The organism is Streptococcus sanguinis (assembly GCF_019928825.1).
GTDB classification, from domain to species: Bacteria; Bacillota; Bacilli; order Lactobacillales; family Streptococcaceae; genus Streptococcus; species Streptococcus sanguinis_L.
This window is the reverse complement of the sequence record NZ_JAHZOP010000001.1, coordinates 46,316-64,427: the sequence shown is the minus strand read 5'-3', so window position 1 is coordinate 64,427 and position 18,112 is coordinate 46,316. Positions and strand designations below refer to the sequence as shown.

Here is an 18,112-nt window from a genome sequence, read left to right as displayed (position 1 = left end):
TGTATAGGGATACAAACTGCTGGCTTTTTTCTATGAATGGCTTCTACTGTTTTATCTTTTGCTCTCAAATTCTTTAATTAATTTTTGATACCAGTAAAAACTATCTTTTCGAATCCGCTCTAGACTACCCCCTTCTTCCTCATCACGGTCTACATAAACGAATCCATAGCGCTTGCCATAACCGTTGAGCCATGAAAGTAGATCTGTGAAAGACCACGTACAATAGCCGATGACTTGGCAACCATCTTCTATGGCATTTTGTACAGCTGTAATATGATTATCAAGATATTCAATCCGATATGGGTCATGGATCTTTCTATCTTCTGTCAAGGTGTCATACTCTCCTAGCCCATTTTCAGTTATCATAATCGGGATGTCATATCTGCTGGTAATCCGCCGTAAAGCAATTCGCAAACCAATTGGATCTATTTCCCACTCCCAGCTAGTACGCTCTAAGTGTTCGTTTGGCACATGCTTAAACTGGTCCGGCTCTCCAGCCTCAGCATTCGGTACATTAGCAGCAAAAGTATGAGATTGGTAATAGTTGACACCAACGAAATCTGGACGACCAGCTTTTAAAATCTCTAAATCCCCTTCTCGGATATCCAATTCTATACCGAATTGATTTTTCAGATAAGCTAAGGCTGTCTTTGGATAACGTCCCAATAGATAAGCATCCATCCAGTACCAAACATTAACATCCAAGGATTTCTCCATTGCTAGAACATTTTCTGGTCGATTATCCAGAGCATAGAGAACAGGAAAGGCAAAGCTTGGACCGATTTGACCTTTTATTTTTAAATCATGGAATCGCTTGATAATTGTCGCATTAGCCAAGTTGACAATGTGATTGACTTGATGCATTCGCTTGATGTCTTTAATTCCTGGTGGGAAATAGCCATCTCTGTAGCCGAGTCCAACAAAGACATTTTGCTCGTTAAGTCCTATCCAATATTTCACTCGATCTCCAAAGTTTTTGAAGAGAATCTCTGCATAATACAGGAAATCGTCGATTATCTTTCTGGATTCCCAGCCTCCATACTCATCTTGAAGCGTCTGAGGCAGATCCCAGTGATAGATCGTGATAATGGGTTCGATATTATATTTGAGAAGTTCATCAATCAGATTTGAATAAAACTCAATCCCTTTCTGGTTAACCTCTCCTCGTCCCTCAGGTAAAATACGGGTCCAGGCAATAGAAAATCGATAAGCTTTTAGGCCCATTTCGGCCATCAGTTTCACATCTTCTTTATAGTGATGATAATGGTCCACTGCCACATCGCCTGTCGTGTTTTTAAAGGTCCTATTAGGCTGGCGGACAAAGGTGTCCCAGATAGACAGACTCTTACCATCTTCATCCCAAGCTCCTTCAACTTGATAGGCTGCTGAAGCCGATCCCCAGAGAAAGTCTCTGGAAAATTTTGTCACATCAATCAAGCTGCTGCACCTCCTTTGGCTTCTAGAGTTTCCATTTCAGCTTCTTGCTTAACCAATTGCTCTTCGTATTTTTTGAAGAATGGATAGTAGATTAACATAGCTGGTAAAATCAAGATATAGTCCCAAACAAAGTTTTGCCAACGAAGGGTGGTCAGATAGTTACTAAAGCCCATTGGCAACTGAGCGCTGACAACAATCCAAGCTGGAATGATAAAGCCTGTTTTGTAAGCAAAATAAGTCAAAATCATCATAATAGGCACATTGAGTACATAAGGGATACAAAGAATTGGGTTGAACATAATTGGCATACCAAATGTTACTGGCTCGTTGATACCAAACCACCCAGGAATGAGCGAAATCTTTGATACGGCACTGATTTGTTTAGATTTTGAACGTAAGCCCATCAGGACTAGTGCCCAGGTATTCCCTGTACCACCAACTAAAGCCATGGAAGTGTAGAGTAAGACTGGGAAGAATTGCATTGGCTGACCGTTCGCATGAAGAGCAGCATTGGTTGTTGCCGCTTGAATCCCAAGCGGAGAAATGATTGGAATAATGATGAGGGTACCATGAATACCGAAACACCAAAGAATCAGCGCTAACATACAAAGCATCACAATACCTGGAACAGATGATACAGCGCCAAGCGGTGCACGCAAGAGAGCCATAAAACCAGACGGAACATTATAAGCTCCTGCTGTCAAGGCTCCAATTCCAACATTCAGCAAGAGGAAGAGAGTGATGGAGAAGAATACCGGCAGAATAGAGCCGAAACTATCTTGCAGGAACTGCGGCACAACATCTGGCATCTTTATTTTAATATCTTTTTCATAACAGAATTTTTCAATCTGAACGACGACAAAGACAATGAAGAAGCTGATAAACATACCTTGTGAGCCGAGATAGTCTAATTGCAGACCGGAGAATTCTTCAGTATCAACAAAAGCTCCTGCCACAAGCATGAAAGTAACTGCTGTATCAACAGCTGCCATAATAGGGGATTTCAATTTCAAATTCTTAGCATAATGATAAGCAAAGAAGATGGCAACCCAGATAGAAATAAAATCCATTGAAAAACGGAAAGGCAAGGTCAATGTATTATACACTGCATCCCCTGTTTTGAACCAACCTAGAGCAGTTTCATTTCCAATTGCAGCTAAGACTTGAAATAAGGAACCTACGGTAATCAATCCCAAGAGAGAGCCTAATCCAGCTTGTAAAGACTGTATAAACACATTGTTGGCCAGTTTATAACCAATTTCCTGAAGTTTGGTCATGAATTTACTGTTAAAGAATTTTTCCATCAGAAAAACCTCCTTAAGATATTGCTTTAATTAATTGAAAGATATTCTTACAATCTCCCATTGCATAATCCATAGCTGGAATGGTGGCAACAGGTTTTGAAACTGTCTCTTTGACAGAATCAAGTTTATAAGAAACCTGAGGACCTAATAAAATTACGTCATAGTCCTGAGCATAATCTTGATAGTCCATCAATCCGACCGCTTTTATATCGAGGTCAATACCTTGGTCATTTGCATATTGCTCCATTTTTTTCATCAGGATGCTCGTGGACATTCCGGCTGCACATATTAATAAGATTTTCATTGTCTTTCTCCTTCTCTATTGGAATACAGTTCAATCATCTCAGTGATAAGGTCAATAGCCAAGAGACTCGTCATAAAATGATCTTGTGCATGAACAAGCAATATACTCAACTGATGACCGTTTCCTTGTGCTTCTTCCTGCAATAATTCCGTTTGAGAATGATGGGCTTTTAAAATAACACTATTTGCCCCATCCATTAATTCCTTAGCTGCATCAAATTCGGCTAATTTTGCTTTTTTAAGTGCTTCAAAAGCTAAGGATCGGGCCGCACCAGAATTGGCAATTAAGGACATGGCAATAATCTCCGCTGAACTATTCCATTCTTCCATACAAACTCCTCCTTTCAATTTGACTTCTTACCCAAAGTTTACTATAGCTTTATTTTACTGTCAAAAGCGTTTATATTTTCTTAATATACAGTTTTCTAGCTTAGTGTATCCATTTTCAAATGCCATTCATACTCAATTTATTATAAAAAATTTAAAGCAACACTTTCTTACGTGCTTTACCTCTGGTACTCTGTTATTTTTAAATAGTTCCTTTAATATATTTTAGAACCTATCGTAAAATTAGTGTATAAAAATTAATCGTTTTTTATGATAATGTATAACACAAAGCTAAAGAGTATAAAAATTCATTAAAATAAGTCTCTTTTTCCTCAGGGGGTTACTTTCCACAAGGGCTTATTATATACTTAATTTATGAAAATTATTAGAGAACTCCAAGTCACTTCAGATGAATTTTATGACTTCTTGGAAAGCGAGTTTCTGAATCAAATCAATCAAGCTGGCAATCAAACAACAAAAAAGATAGATAGGTTAAAGAAAGGACTTCGTTACTCAAAATTGTCAGACAATGTCTATACCAAGACTGATTATGAGATTCTGGACTATCGTCGCCATGAAACCTACGTTATTCAAATCTCGTCCCACAGTGAAAAAACGATTACTTCCTACAAGACCAAGCCTTGCTCAAAAGGGCTTGAGGTTACGCTAGAACAAGAACAAAATAAATTGACAAAAAATTCAAAAAGCAAGCTCATCAAGTGGATGGGAGAGCTTCTCTACTTTGGTCGCCTTTCGGAAAATCTTTATAAGATTCAAGGGGAAATCGAGAAGGCTAGAAAAGTGAAAACTCAGTAAAAAGCAAATCCAATCCATACCTTCTTTTCTGCACCCAGATTTTTTATGACTCGCAGATATTCAGATAGTTCAAGGAGTAGATTATGAAACAAGGCATCACACCTCAATATTGGAAACAAGAAAACAGCGGTCGCTATTTCACTAAAGAAACTCAAATATTCAGCCCTCTTCCTATTTTGACCGAAACTTTACGGGCTCATCCAATAGCAAGAAATAATAGACAACTAGCTTTCCCTGCCATTCATTTCATAGAAGGGATTTCTCGAGAAGTCGGACAAGAGGTCATGCAGTCCTTTTCACTTCCCTATCCATCCAATCCTGAAGCGCACATCGTAAAGATTACTGAGGACGGCATTTTCGTTCATGCCTTGTCCCAACGCGGCTTATTTTATGGGTCAATTTCAATTATCCAAATGTTACAGGATGGCTACTTGCCTTATGGCTTGGCCTACGACGAACCTGTCTGTTCTGAGCGTGGACTCAAGGTCTTTTTACCGTCTCGTAAGAATATGGATTTCTTCAAGCAATTTGTGGATATGCTTGCTTTCTTCAAGTACAATACCCTCATGATTGAAATCGGCGGTGCTATGGAGTATAAAAAACACCCTGAAATTAATCAGGAGTGGATTAAATATTGTGCTGATATGGCTGAATACTCTGGTAAGACCAAAGAAATCCAAGACTATACCTTCCCTTGGTACAAGAATGCCATTCACATGGAAAATGGTGACGGGGAGTTTCTAAGTCAAAATGATGTTAAAGATCTGGTCCTCTACTGTAAGGAACGATTTTTTGAAGTGATTCCTGAGGTACCCTCTCTTGGCCATTGTGACTACCTGATGCTTGGCCACCCTGAAATCGCAGAAATCCCTGAAGATCCTTATCCGGACACTTACTGCCCATCAAATCCTGCCTCTTATGAACTCCTCTTTGATGTTCTGGATGAAATCATTGAGGTCTTTGAACCTGAAGTCATCAATATCGGGCATGATGAATACTATTCAATTGCTATGTGTGGGCGCTGCAAAGGAAAAGCTGGATCAGACATCTTTGCAGAGGACGTTATCAAAATTTATGACTATCTCAAGCAGAAAAATGTCCGAACCATGATTTGGGGAGACAAGTTACTGAAAAACGCTATCGTTCCTGATGCAGGGCCTTTTGGTGGAGCAGAAATCGTCATGTACACTCCCCAGTTCAAAAAAGATACAGGCAAAAAAGTTGGCATCATGCCAGCAACCTGGCAGGCTATTCATCAGATTCCCAAAGATGTCGAAATTCTCCATTGGCTCTGGAGTTTGGATGAAAAACTGGAAGATGAAGTTTTAGAAGAAGGATTTACCATCCGTTATGGTAATTTTGAAGGCTACCTCTTTCCGCATTGGGCTGAGCATTTGAAGAAGGGGAGCAAGGGAGCTATCATCTCCAACTGGAGCACTTTAAATGAGGTAATCCTGCAGAGAAATGTCATTTTCTTCGGCTTGGCCTATGCATACGAGATGTTTTGGAACCATGACTATCGTGATGAAGACTATGCGACAATCCGTGATAAAACCTTATCATATCTCTTCCATTACCACTATCCTGACCTACAGAACCACTCGCGCAGCCTTGAAAAACTAGCGCATCCCAGCTGGATTGAAATCGGCTATGCTACTGACTATTTTGTGGAATACCAATGGTTTGTGGACGGTGTCTTCCCTGAAATGGAAACCTATCAAATCGGAAATATTCTACTAACCTATACTGATCAAACCGAGTTTACTCTTCCCATTATCTTTGGAGAAAACATTGGCAAAACAAGTGTTGACTGGAATCGGTCTACCAATACCAACCCTTTACCTGGTGAACCTATCTATAAAGTAGATGAGCAATTATTTGAAGTTTCTCTTAGCACCAAGCCTTATCAAAAAGAGCAGCAAACTTTCTTTGCATTTCCTATTCAAAACCCTTATCCTGAAAAGAAATTGAAGAATGTAGAAGTTCAAACAAAAGCTGACAAAGATTGTCAAATTTTTGTTGATCAAATTGTCTATTATCACTAAACTTGAGGCTTAGTTCAAGCTATCATGTAGAAAGAGCGAAGTTTATGAGGAATCAGAATCATCCAATTCAAAAAGAACATCAAATTTCTAGACATCAGGTTATTGGACATACTGATTGCTTATCCTATTTGAAACGAAGGGAGGTGAGACAGTGACTGAAAAGAAAACATTTCTGAAACAATTCTTACGTCTCAGCCTACCGTTTTCTCTTCAATTTCTACTGGCCAGCGCTGTCAACCTAGCTGATGTTGTCATGATTGGCCAGCTAGGGGAAAAACAAATCGCAGCTGCTGGCGCTGCCAACCAGATTTTCTTCCTCTTGACTATTGTACAGTTTGGTATTGGTAGCGGAGCTTCTGTCTTCATGGCCCAATACTGGGGAGCCCAGCGAATTGCTGATATGAGAAAAACCTTGGGATTAGTCTATATGCTGAGCGGGCTCATCTCCGCTTCCTTTACTTTAGTCGCTTTACTTTTTCCCAAGCAACTGATTGGTTTTTATATTCATGATACCGAAGCTATTGAGTTAGGCGCCCAATACCTATCTATCGTCTCCTGGACCTACCTGATGACAGCTATTACAACTTCTCTGGCTACTATGTGTCGCTGCAGTAATGAAGTTTTCTTACCAACTCTTGCTAGTCTCCTATCTATGGCAACCAATATCATTGGCAATGCCGTCCTTATTTTTGGGCTGATTGGGTTTCCTAAACTTGGACTGGTTGGTGCCGCTATTGCTACCTTTATGGCTCGATTGCTAGAGCTTTGCTGGTTAGTCTTTGGTGTCTATCGAACAAGGTTGGCTGGAGCCGCTAGCATAGCTGAACTCTTTGATTTCCACAAAGACTTCGTTTATCAATTTTTGAAAAAAACCTTGCCAGTCGTCTTCAATGAAGGCGCTTGGTCGCTCGGAACATCGATTGGCTTGGCCATTATCGGACTATTAGGTACTGAAGTTGTGGCCTCTACCCAGATTGCTAGCGCCATTGCCCAAATTGGTTTTGTCTTCGTACGTGGTGCAGGAAATGCCGTAGCTGTTATGCTAGGCAATACCATCGGAGAGAATCAAGCAGAAAAAGCCTTACAGGATGCCAAGCGCTTCTTACTTTTATTACCTCTCATCGGGCTCATCGTCAGCATCCTACTCATCTGGGCCATGCCCTTAGCCCTGAAACTCTACAACTTAAGCAATCAAACAGAGCAGCTAACCATCTTGATGATTCAGTTAAATGCCCTGTTGTTTATCCCAAAAGCTTTTAGTGTTGTTTTAATCGTTGGGATTTTACGTAGCGGAGGCGATACCAACTATGCCTGCCTGCTAGATATTTTACCTGTCTGGCTCTTCAGCATTCCACTTGGCTATGTCCTAGTTAGTCTGCAGGCTCCCATTTGGCTAATCTTTCTTGTGATAAATGGCGAAGACATTCTCAAGCCAATCTGGGGCATCCCTCGTGTCTTCTCAGGGAAATGGGTGCATAATCTTGTGCAAGAGCACATGTAAAAAAGCATCTAAATCACAACATTACCACAGAAATCGGAAATGTAAATCCCGACTAAAAAGGTAATGAGAGTTAGGTGCTTTTTTATTGGTTTGCGACTCCAACTTACAATTTTATAATTTGCGCAGCATCTGAATTAAAACACTGACCTCTGCGTCATCTACAAGAATCTTAAAGCTTCGCTCCACCGTTCGGATGATTTTCCTAACGTGCTTATAGTCATCAGGGAATTTTTCGATAACACCAGCAATTTCTTTACTGCTCTTCTTCAGGCATTCTCCTGAAAGGGTCCGCTCCACTAGACACGCAATATGAACAAACAAACCTATTGTTTGCTCCTCTGTCAGCTGATAATAAAAATCAAATTCATCTAAAATAGCAGGAAGAATCTTTTTAATCTTAGCTAAGGAAGTATAGACAAATTGCTCTTCTAAAAATTGGTAAACTTTCTCATAATCGTAGCTATTGACAGAGGTCGGTACAAACATCAATAATTTATCTAGGTGCTCCTTGGGCTGCTCAAAAACATCTTTAATGGAAATGAAAGGGATACCCATAATTTGAGGGTCGAAAGTTCCAACAAAAGCATGAACTTGATAGGTCTTTCTTAAGGCCATCACTTCCTCAATCAACATCTCCTTATTAGCAACTGACAAAGCAATGACACGGTAACCCAGCTTTGAATACTGATCAAGATAGTGCTTGAGCTGAAGAGAACCGCCTTCGCTGGTATAACAGAGTGTAATGATGATTTTTTCTTGGTCCCGATTTTTATAAAGCTGATTCATTTCCATATGAAAGGCGTGAAAGACACTGTCAATATCATTTTCTATCAAACAGCGCCGTGCAATCCCCATGCCAATCATAGTAATGGGAATTTCAAATTCTCTGATTTTAATCAGAGTTTCTTCTCGAATTTTATCCAGCATTTCTTTAATCGATCCCATATCATAGAGAACGATGACACCTAAACCTTGGTCTAGTCCCTCAATTCTCTCTTTTAATTTGCGATAGCTTTCCTCTAGAGATTCTTCTAATAGAATATCAAAGCCATACACTTGGCTATTTTTGGTTAGCATCTTGGTTGACTCAGCCAAGGACTTGGCAACCCCTTTACCGTGCAGGACGTAGAGCAAGATAGGTCGTAGACTATCTTGTTTCTTTTCGGATTCAATAATAAACATAGTTAGGATGACAATTTCATCTATTGGAACAGCTAGTTGAAATCTTGTTTCTAGTTGCCTGGCAAATTTAGAACATTGTGCATACTCTATTGGATAATCCCGAATCACTTTCACAATAGCATCATTATCCAACTGCCGATTCAACGAGCCTTTCTGCTTAATCATCGCATTGACATGAAGACTGATGCCGTAATATGCCGTCGAATTAAGCTCTAGATTGAGTTCTTTTTGAACAGATAGAACAAAGGCTTGTACCAACTGAATCACTTCAGCAGAAACAATCGTCTCAAGCTGATTAAGATTTTCCAACTCATCTTCTTTCTCGACAAAAGGTTTGTATTCAATATAGCTTTGAATATAGTTTCTCACTGCCTCAAAAACATCATCCTGCTCAATGCCTCTTTCTGATAACTGAGTATATTCTGATTTAATTTTGTTATATAAATCATCTGACTCTTGCTCTGGAAAATCCAGCAATCCCAACTCCTTATCATAAATTAGCACCTTACGTTTGCCAATCAATTCATCGATTTTAACTACATTATGACTTCCTAAATGCCGAATCCCTTGATAAGGAATGGGCAAATCGTCATTACTAAGTGTTAAATCTTTTAGCTCTGACCTCAGGCTTCTTACAAAAGCATTGGCGCAAGCTGTTCGAACTGCATATTCTAATTCTTTTATATTGCTAATATTCGCTGATAGGATGAAGGAATGAATGACATCACGCGGCACTTGTATATCATGCGCAGAATTCTTTGATTCGATAGCTAAAAAGTAATTTAGTAACTCTAGCTTTTCACTAATCGGTCTATTCGGATAAGAAGGCAGCTGGATTACAACAGGAAGTTTATTGGATAAATGTTCAGATAGCTTAGCATTACTTCCGATAATTACCAAACCTTTCTTCTGACGTCTCTTTTGTTCTCCTTCTCTGTGATTCAGCCAGGAAATCAATCTATTTTGATCCGCCGAAGATAGAACTTGTATGTTATCTATAAATAAAATTCCTTCTGCCACTTTCTCAAATACAGACTTCGTCGCTTCTGAGCCAAATAACAACTTCAGCAAATCATCCAGAACATCAATATAGTCTAAGCAGTTAATTTTTTCAAACAACTGAGGTTTACTAATCGCTTGATTTTTAATGGCAAACTCCATCATTTTATTAACGAAGTGAGTTCTACCAGCACCGACCTCGGATAAAATGAGAACTGGAAGGGCATAATTTGGGTATAGAATAGCTGCTTGTGCTAACTGGATGGCTGTTCGCAAACTGCCATTTTCACCTATAATGCTTGGAAAATCCAAGGGATTTTCTACAAATACCTCTTTTAACTTGTATTGAACTGGCCGTGTATTTCCTTTAACGAGTATCCCTTCTTTTACCAATTGATTCAAAATAGTGCTCACATTTGAACGTTGCATTCCTAAAGCAGCAGCAATTACTTTCGTTTCAAGTCCTTGCTTATTATTCTTTAGTAATTCTTGCTCTAGATATTCTAAGACTAGTGTTTTGGCAACCTTCATGTTCTACCTCACTGATATTTTTCTCCCATTATCGTCATTCAATTTATCTTATACTGCAGCTTTATTCACCTACTTAGAGCCTTAGAACTTACTCCCTATCATCCTGTCATTTCCTTATCTAAACATTATAAATTTGAAGCAAGAGGATGATAGAATACATAAAGGCCAACTGTTAATGAGTGATATAAACAGCTGGCCTTTTTCTTTATCATTCAGGAATGAAATTCATTATTCATTCATTTATCAGAAAACCAAGTCGTAAGGAGACTCCAACTTGTCCGCTAGACTGGCTAAGAATTCCGCTGCGGGCTGACCATCTACGACTTGATGGTCAAAAGTCAAGCTGAGCGGCAGGAATTTCTGCTCGTAGACCTGTCCTTGGCTGTCAAGAGCCAGCGCCGTTTGCAGGGCACCAACTCCTAAAATCGCCACTTCTGGTGTATTTAGGATAGGAGTGAAATACTCAATCCCTGCTGCCCCGAGATTGGTAATACTGAAAGTTGAACCTGAGTAAAGAGCTGGATCTAAAGTGCCTTTACGAGCTTGATTGGCTTCCGTTTTGATAGCTAAGCCCAAGTCGGCCAGTGTTAGCTTATCCACGTGACGAATGACCGGAACCACCAAACCATCACTAAGTGCCGTCGCGATACCAATATGAATATCTTCTACTTCCTGATATTGACCATTGAAATACCAAGCATTGAGCTGAGGGTGATCTTTCAACGCCTTGGCAACAGCCTTTGTAAGCAGAGTTGTGATGCTGATTTCGCCATTTTCTAGTGGAGAAGCGACCTTATCCTTCATATCCTGTCTAAAGGCTATCAGCCGACTGATATCCACCTTACGATGCAAGGTCACCTGAGCAGATGCCTGGAGACTATTCATCATCCGCTCTGCAATAGTCTTGCGCATACCTGTCAATCCTGCACCATAGTCAACTTGACCAGCATGCTGAAGGACTGCTGAGCTACTTTCAGGTGTTTGGTTTGGAAGTGCCTCTGGTTTATAATTTTCCACATCTCGTCGGGTAATACGGCCATTGCCTCCCGTTCCTGAAATCAAGGAAATATCATATCCTTTTTCCTTAGCAATCTTGCGGGCAAGAGGAGTGATAAAAATACGTCCATGTTCACTGTTTCCGACAGAGTTGGAACTTGCTGCCACAGTTTTTTCTGCTAGTCCAACCCCTGCATCAGCTGTCTCTTGCTCACTTTCTGACTGGTTCGTAGAGGCTCCTTCTGCTTCCATACCTGGAATAGATTCCCCTACTTCACCAATCCATGCAATTACTTTCTTGCACGGGACAGTATCGCCCGCTTGACTGATAATTTTTAAAATCACTCCTGAGCTTGGTGCTTCTACATCGCTGGTCAATTTTTCAGAACTGATTTCCAAGACAGGCTGACCAGCAGCTACGGTGTCTCCTTCCTTGACCAGCCAGTTATTTATCAAACCTTCGGTCATTGTTAAGCCTAGCTTAGGCATTACAATTTCTGTAGCCATACTTGCCTCCCTTCTATCTCTTCAGATCGTCAATCAATTCTGCAGCAACAGTCAGAACCTTATCAGCATTAGGGATATAGAGCTGCTCCAGATTCACAGCAAATGGCACTGGCACATTTGGCGCGCAGACGCATTTTACCGGACCATCAAGATAATCAAAGCATTTATCAGTCACTAAAGCTGCAATATCCGTCGCTGTGTTATTGTGAGGGTTGGATTCATCAACGATAATCAGTCGTCCAGTTTTCTTGACTGATTCAAAGACAGTCTCCTCATCCCAAGGAGCTACTGTTCTCAGGTCAATTACTTCAACCGAAATACCATCTTTTTCCAAGCGATCCGCCACCTCATAAGCGACGTAAAGCATTTTACCGATAGTAACGATAGTGAGGTCTGTTCCTTCACGGCGGACAGCAGCCTTTCCAATTGGAACTGTATAATATTCTTCTGGTACCTCTCCCTTGATACCATAGAGGGTCTTATCTTCTGAATAAATCACGATATTATCATCTTCAATGGAAGCCAGCAGTAACCCTTTAGCATCATACGGAGTTGCTGGAACAACTACCTTAATACCAGGAATGGAACCAAAGAGACCGTAATAAGAACCCGAGTGCTGAGCTGCAGCCGAAGCTCCTGCCCCATGCATGGTCCGCATTGTCATCGGAACCTTGGCCTTACCGCCAAACATATAGCGCATTTTTGAGCCTTGCCCCAGAATGGCGTCAAAGCAGAAACCGATAAAGTCATTGAACATCAGCTCCGGTACTGGCCGCAAGCCAGTCAGAGCCATTCCAACAGAAGCTGACACGTATCCGTGCTCAGAAATCGGAGTATCAATCACCCGCTCTCGGCCGTATTTTGGCATGAGCCCCTTGGTCACACCCATTACACCGCCCCAAGCATCTTCGTTTTCTTCTTCCAAGTGCTTGACTGTTACACCGCCAGCAATATCTTCTCCCAGAAGGATTACGGTGTCATCTTTTGCCATTGCCTGATCCAGCGCTTCATTGATTGCTTTCATAAATAACAGTTGTCTAGCCATTTGATCAACCTCCTTCTATCAATCAGCAAATACATCTTCCAGCAGAGACTCGGAACGAGGAATCGGACTGTCTTGAGCAAATTTGATAGCTTCTTCCACATCCTTTCGAGACTCCTCTAATATGGCATCAAGTTCCTCTTCAGTCAAGAGGCCATGCTCGATAGCGTAGTCACGGAAGACATCTAGAGCATCCACATCAGCCCAGTCTTTTTCTTCACCTTCCAAAGCCTTATACTTCTGCTCATCCCCTTCAAAGTGACCATGATCGCGATATGTTACAGCTTCAATCAAGGTAGGTCCTTCCCCTCTACGAGCCCGCTCTACAGCTTCCTTGGCTACTTGATAGACAGCGAATAAATCCTTACCATTAACCCGAACGCCGGGCATATTATAAGCAGCAGCTCTTTCAGCAATGGTGCCAGACGCTGAAGAATACCATTGCGGTGTCGATTCTGCAAAGAGGTTGTTTTCATTGACAAAGATAACTGGCAGTTTCCAAATTGATGCCATATTGAGACATTCGTGGAAATTCCCTTCATTGGCTGCGCCGTCACCGAAGAAGCAGACAGCCACACTATCGGTTTTCAAGTACTTGTTTCGCATAGCAGCACCGGTAGCTAGACCAAAGCCTCCACCAACCATACCATTGGCACCGAGAATTCCCTTATCTAAATCGGCGATGTGCATAGATCCGCCTTTTCCTTTTCCAAGCCCAGTCTCCTTGCCAAAAATTTCTGACATCATTCCCTTTAAATCACCGCCCTTAGCAACACAGTGACCGTGTCCCCGGTGAGTACTGGTAATATAGTCCTGGTCTGTCAGATTGGCACAGACGCCGGTAGCAATCGCTTCCTCTCCAGCATAAAGGTGAACAAATCCAGGAATCTGACCTGCAGCAAAGAAACGCCGAGTATTTTCCTCAAAATTACGGATATCCCACATGGTTTTATACATGGTCTTGGCTTTTTCTTTGGAAACCTGCTCTACTTCAACTTCAGTAGCATCATAGACTTTTAAATCTACTAGCTCTGATACAGCACTTTGGTTTCTTGTTTTGCTTAATTGTTGTGGTAAATCTTTATAATTTGACATATTTTTACCTCCTCATTAATCGTCCTGAACGAGTCTTTTAGCGACCTCTTGTATTAGTTCTGATGTGGTAGGATGGGCAAAAACTGTTTCAAGAACTTGATCCAGTGTTGCTTCAGCCTGCCTCAGCAAAATCAAATTCTGCAGAAGATCTGTACCGTTCGGACCAACGATGACTGCACCTAGTAGAAGATGGTATTTCTTTTCTGAGATTAGCTTGACATAGCCCTCTGTCTCACCTATAGCAATTGCCCGCCCATTATAAGAGAAAGGCAGCTGTTGGACCAGAACATCATAGCCCGCCTGCTCAGCCTCTTCCTTGCTGAGACCAAAAGAAGCCAATTCAGGACTGGTATAGAGCGAGCGGGGAACACCGAGCGGATCAACTGCTTCTTCAGCTCTCCGGCAGATAGCTCTCACAGCTTTTATCCCTTCTGCACTAGCTACGTGGGCCAGCATATAAGATTCTAAGAGATCACCAATAGCATACACATGCTCTTTTGATGTCTCGTAGTATTGATCTACCTTGACAAAATTTCGCTCTGTCAAAGCTAAACCCATATCCTGTGCTAGCTCTAGATTTGGTTTGCGGCCAGTAGCGACCAAAAGATGGTCGAAAGCAACCTGCTCGTTCTCAAGCAAGACAGAATCAGCAGTTACTTCCTTTATCTGCGCTCCCTGATAAATCACCACCCCCATTTTCTTTAGTTTCTTTTGAATCACATGTCGCGCTTCTTCTTCTTCAGTCAAAAGAATTTCTGGCGCAACCTCGATAACAGTAACAGCAACCCCCAGAGGAGCCATAGCAAAAGCTAGCTCAATTGCGATAACGCCACCTCCGATAATGACCAACTTCTCAGGAAGCTCTCTCAAGTCAAAAAACGTATCCGTCGTTAGATAGTCAACCTGTTTCAACCCCTTAATAGGAGGCACAAAAGGATAACCGCCAGTAGCCAAAATAACATCTTTACCACTGATTTCTTTACCATTGACGGAGAAAGTTCGGTCTTTGACAAACTTGGCCTGACCTTCTATATACTCAATGCCTAAAGACTTAAAGCTAGCATGAATTCCAGATTGCAAACTGGCAACAACCTGATTCTTTCGGTCTACCAATTTCTCAAAATCAATCCTTTCAAGCTTGCTCTCAATGCCATAACGTCTAGCTTCTTCCATTGTCAGCAGCCAATGACCGTGCTGGAGATAAGCCTTAGACGGTATACATCCCACATTCAGGCAGGTTCCGCCGATAGACTTCTTTTCTACCACAGCCACTTTCTTGCCCGAACGAGCTGCTTCTTCAGCAGCCACATAACCACCCGGTCCAGCACCGATAATCAAAACATCATAAACAGACAAAACAGGCCTCCTTTCATAAAATGCAAAGAGTGCTCCAACAATCAAATTGATTGCTGTCGGCTATAGATACAAAAAGTATCTCATTATTTATTCATATACCTAAGACTCATCTCGAAATCTTAAGATACAGTCTGCTCTGAAAAAGATAAACCTCCTTTCTTCATTTTTCTTTGTCTATATATAGTAAGCGCTTACTTTTCGAAAGAAGCTTATTCCAAATAATTAAAATCCAGTTGCCCATCTTTCAAACTGACATGGACTGTCATTTCAGTTGTTTCCTTATTTTCGACCAAATAACGAGCCAAAGGCGTTTCTAGATAGCGCATAATGCTTCTTTGAATAGGGCGAGCACCAAATTCTGGTTGGTAGCCCTGCTGGGCTAAAAAAGCATAGACTTCTTCGTTCAGATGAAGCTGAATCTTCTGTTGTTTCAACCTTTCCTGAAGTTGCCGAACCATAATCTTTACGATATTGACCATATCTTCTGCCCTCAGAGGATTGAAAATAACCGTTTCGTCAATCCGATTTAAAAACTCTGGTCTAAAGCTATGTTGCAGCAGGGACAGAACTTCTTCCTGCGTTTCAGCAGTCAGTCCCTGTTTACTTTTGAGACTTTCCAAAATCTGCTGGGAGCCAATATTGCTTGTCATAATCAAAATAGTATTTTTAAAGTCAATAGTACGGCCTTTAGAGTCTGTCAAGCGTCCTTCGTCCAAGACTTGCAGCAGTGTATTGAATACATCCGGATGGGCTTTTTCAATCTCATCCAGCAAGACAATCGAATAAAGCCTCCTACGAACAGCTTCTGTCAGCTGTCCTCCCTCTTCAAATCCTACGTAACCTGGTGGCGGACCAACTAAACGAGCTACGGCATGTTTTTCCATGTACTCAGACATATCCAGCCGGACCATTTCCAGCTCATTACCAAACAGCCGCTCAGCAAGGGATTTTGCCAGAGCAGTCTTCCCGACTCCAGTCGGCCCCAGAAATAGAAAGGACCCAATAGGACGCTTTGGATTTTGAATTCCTGCTCTCGAGCGCAAAATCGCCTCCGAAACCTTTTGAACAGCTTGGTCTTGCCCTACAATTCTCTGGCGCAGGAGCTTGTCTAGTTTTAGCAAGTGTTCGCGCTCATTGTCCATGATTCCCTGCACTTTGATTCCCGTTATACGCTCTACGATACTAGCTATATCCTCACGACTGACATCTGGCTGCTCAGTTTGCACTTGGCCTAGGTAGATTTTCTTAACAGAACACGCCTCATCAATCAAGTCCAGTGCCTTATCGGGCAAATAACGATCTGACAGATAACGAATTGAAAGACTGATTGCTGCCTGCAAGGCTTCGTCCGTCAGCCTAACTCCGTGAAAGTCCTGATAATTCTCCCGCAGTCCTTGCAGAATTGTCAATGCCTTATCTTGGTCAGGCTCCTCAATGCGAATCCGCTGGAAACGCCCCTCCAAAGCTTGATCCAGCTCGAAGCTTTCTCGATAAGCAGCAAAAGTCGTTGTGCCAATGATATTAATCTGTCCCTGAGCCAAGAGTGGCTTTAAAAGATTGCCTGCATCAAGAGAACCCTCTGTCCGTCCTGCCGTCACGATTTGGTGGATATCCTCAATATAAAGAATAATCTTCCCCTTAGCAGCCAGCACCTCATCCAAAACAGCCTTGAAGCGCTCTTCAAACTCTCCTCTATACTTAGTCCCGGCAATCAGTCCGCCTAGATTTAACTTAAAAACTTCCTTGCCCAGTAAATGTTCTGGAACGTCATCTGTAAGTAATCTTCTAACAAACCCCTCTATCACTTTGGATTTTCCAACGCCTGGAAAACCTAGGAGAATGGCATTGCTTTTCTCTTTCCTACACAGCACACGGATAATATCGTCAATTTCGTCTTTTCGACCAATTACTTGTCTACCGGTCTGGTCTGCCAACCACTGATTAAAGTTGGTTGCATATTTGCTCAAGGCTTGATAGCGACTCTCCTGACTGGAAGAGACAGCTCGTTTGCCTTGACGAACCTTATTCAACTTTTTCGCAACTAGCTCTTTATCAATCCCTGCCTGTTTCAAAAAGACAGTTATCGGATTTCGCTGCTGATGAAATAGACTGAGAATCAGGTGCTCTACTGTTACCACCTCGTCCCTCAGTTCCGCCCTTTCAGCCTCTGCATCATCCAAAAGATTCTTGAGACGTTGACTATACTGACGTCCGTAGCGGTTCGTATCCGTATGTGAAAATACAGGAATCTTGGCTAGTTCCTGATTGATGACGCTGATAAATTCATTAATATCAAGGTCCAGACCGGCATAGAATTCCAAAGAAAAAGCCTGAGGCTGGGTCAGCACTGTCCAAACATGCGGAATGTCCACTTGATAATTGTGTTTTTGAATAGCTAATTCCTTTGCAGCATTTAGTACTTCTTGCAAAAGATGGGTATAGTGTTCGGTCATATAGTTTCCTCGCTTTTCTACTGAAAACCAAAGTCAACTGCAAACAATATTTTAAAAATTAACCTATTTTAACAAAAACTTAACTTGATAATCTTATGTTTATTATATCATTTTCACAATCAATATACTAGAAAAAATGTAAGCGTTTTTCATGTTTTAATCTAATTTTAACAAAAGATTGTGAAAAAAAGAGCACTAATTTATCCTAAAGGGACAAA

The 18,112-nt window shown here is 41.4% G+C and carries 13 protein-coding genes; 3 read left to right on the top strand and 10 right to left on the bottom strand.

Annotated features, from left to right (window positions below):
• Positions 1-51: 51 nt before the first annotated feature.
• From K1J09_RS00245 to K1J09_RS00230, 4 genes are read right to left on the bottom strand one after another with little or no spacing between them, the layout of a single operon-like run.
• On the bottom strand, positions 52-1,437 hold the full coding sequence (locus tag K1J09_RS00245) for a glycoside hydrolase family 1 protein (RefSeq protein ID WP_223322742.1): 1,386 nt from the start codon (positions 1,435-1,437) through the stop codon (positions 52-54).
• Positions 1,434-2,741, bottom strand: coding sequence for a PTS sugar transporter subunit IIC (locus tag K1J09_RS00240; RefSeq protein WP_125331078.1), 1,308 nt, complete (start codon positions 2,739-2,741; stop codon positions 1,434-1,436). The genes K1J09_RS00245 and K1J09_RS00240 overlap by 4 nt, the downstream gene beginning before the upstream one ends.
• A gap of 13 nt (positions 2,742-2,754) precedes the next feature.
• Entirely contained in the window at positions 2,755-3,045 is a 291-nt protein-coding gene (locus tag K1J09_RS00235) for a PTS sugar transporter subunit IIB (RefSeq protein ID WP_002909758.1), read from the bottom strand.
• Positions 3,042-3,374 (bottom strand): PTS lactose/cellobiose transporter subunit IIA, encoded by a 333-nt coding sequence (locus tag K1J09_RS00230; protein WP_125331079.1) that lies wholly within the window; start codon positions 3,372-3,374, stop codon positions 3,042-3,044. The genes K1J09_RS00235 and K1J09_RS00230 overlap by 4 nt, the downstream gene beginning before the upstream one ends.
• A 372-nt stretch (positions 3,375-3,746) precedes the next feature.
• Between K1J09_RS00230 and K1J09_RS00225 the strand changes: the two genes are divergently transcribed.
• The 3 genes from K1J09_RS00225 (at position 3,747) to K1J09_RS00215 (ending at position 7,733) form a co-directional block, all read left to right on the top strand.
• Complete coding sequence (locus tag K1J09_RS00225; protein WP_223322744.1) at positions 3,747-4,187, top strand: DUF3284 domain-containing protein; 441 nt, start codon at positions 3,747-3,749, stop codon at positions 4,185-4,187.
• A gap of 83 nt (positions 4,188-4,270) precedes the next feature.
• The gene (locus K1J09_RS00220) at positions 4,271-6,232 is read left to right on the top strand and encodes a family 20 glycosylhydrolase (protein ID WP_223322746.1); all 1,962 of its coding nucleotides are present in this window, start codon (positions 4,271-4,273) and stop codon (positions 6,230-6,232) included.
• Positions 6,233-6,347: 115 nt separating this feature from the next.
• Positions 6,348-7,733 carry an MATE family efflux transporter gene (locus K1J09_RS00215; RefSeq protein WP_223322747.1) on the top strand — a complete coding sequence of 462 codons (1,386 nt, stop codon included), beginning with the start codon at positions 6,348-6,350 and terminating at the stop codon, positions 7,731-7,733.
• Positions 7,734-7,844: 111 nt separating this feature from the next.
• On the opposite strand, the gene K1J09_RS00210 is transcribed toward K1J09_RS00215, so the two are convergent.
• The 6 genes from K1J09_RS00210 to K1J09_RS00185 all read right to left on the bottom strand — a co-directional run bounded on the left by K1J09_RS00210 (position 7,845) and on the right by K1J09_RS00185 (position 17,894).
• On the bottom strand, positions 7,845-10,445 hold the full coding sequence (locus tag K1J09_RS00210; protein ID WP_223322749.1) for a PRD domain-containing protein: 2,601 nt from the start codon (positions 10,443-10,445) through the stop codon (positions 7,845-7,847).
• A gap of 243 nt (positions 10,446-10,688) precedes the next feature.
• Positions 10,689-11,948 (bottom strand): dihydrolipoamide acetyltransferase family protein, encoded by a 1,260-nt coding sequence (locus tag K1J09_RS00205; RefSeq protein ID WP_223322751.1) that lies wholly within the window; start codon positions 11,946-11,948, stop codon positions 10,689-10,691.
• A 13-nt stretch (positions 11,949-11,961) separates the two neighbouring features.
• On the bottom strand, positions 11,962-12,993 hold the full coding sequence (locus tag K1J09_RS00200) for an alpha-ketoacid dehydrogenase subunit beta (protein WP_223322754.1): 1,032 nt from the start codon (positions 12,991-12,993) through the stop codon (positions 11,962-11,964).
• A gap of 18 nt (positions 12,994-13,011) precedes the next feature.
• Positions 13,012-14,085, bottom strand: a complete 1,074-nt coding sequence (locus K1J09_RS00195; protein ID WP_223322755.1) for a thiamine pyrophosphate-dependent dehydrogenase E1 component subunit alpha — start codon at positions 14,083-14,085, stop codon at positions 13,012-13,014.
• Between the two features lie 15 nt (positions 14,086-14,100).
• Positions 14,101-15,441 carry a dihydrolipoyl dehydrogenase gene (gene lpdA / locus K1J09_RS00190; protein ID WP_223322757.1) on the bottom strand — a complete coding sequence of 447 codons (1,341 nt, stop codon included), beginning with the start codon at positions 15,439-15,441 and terminating at the stop codon, positions 14,101-14,103.
• 209 nt (positions 15,442-15,650) lie between these two features.
• The gene (locus tag K1J09_RS00185) at positions 15,651-17,894 is read right to left on the bottom strand and encodes an ATP-dependent Clp protease ATP-binding subunit (protein WP_223322758.1); all 2,244 of its coding nucleotides are present in this window, start codon (positions 17,892-17,894) and stop codon (positions 15,651-15,653) included.
• Positions 17,895-18,112 lie beyond the last annotated feature (218 nt).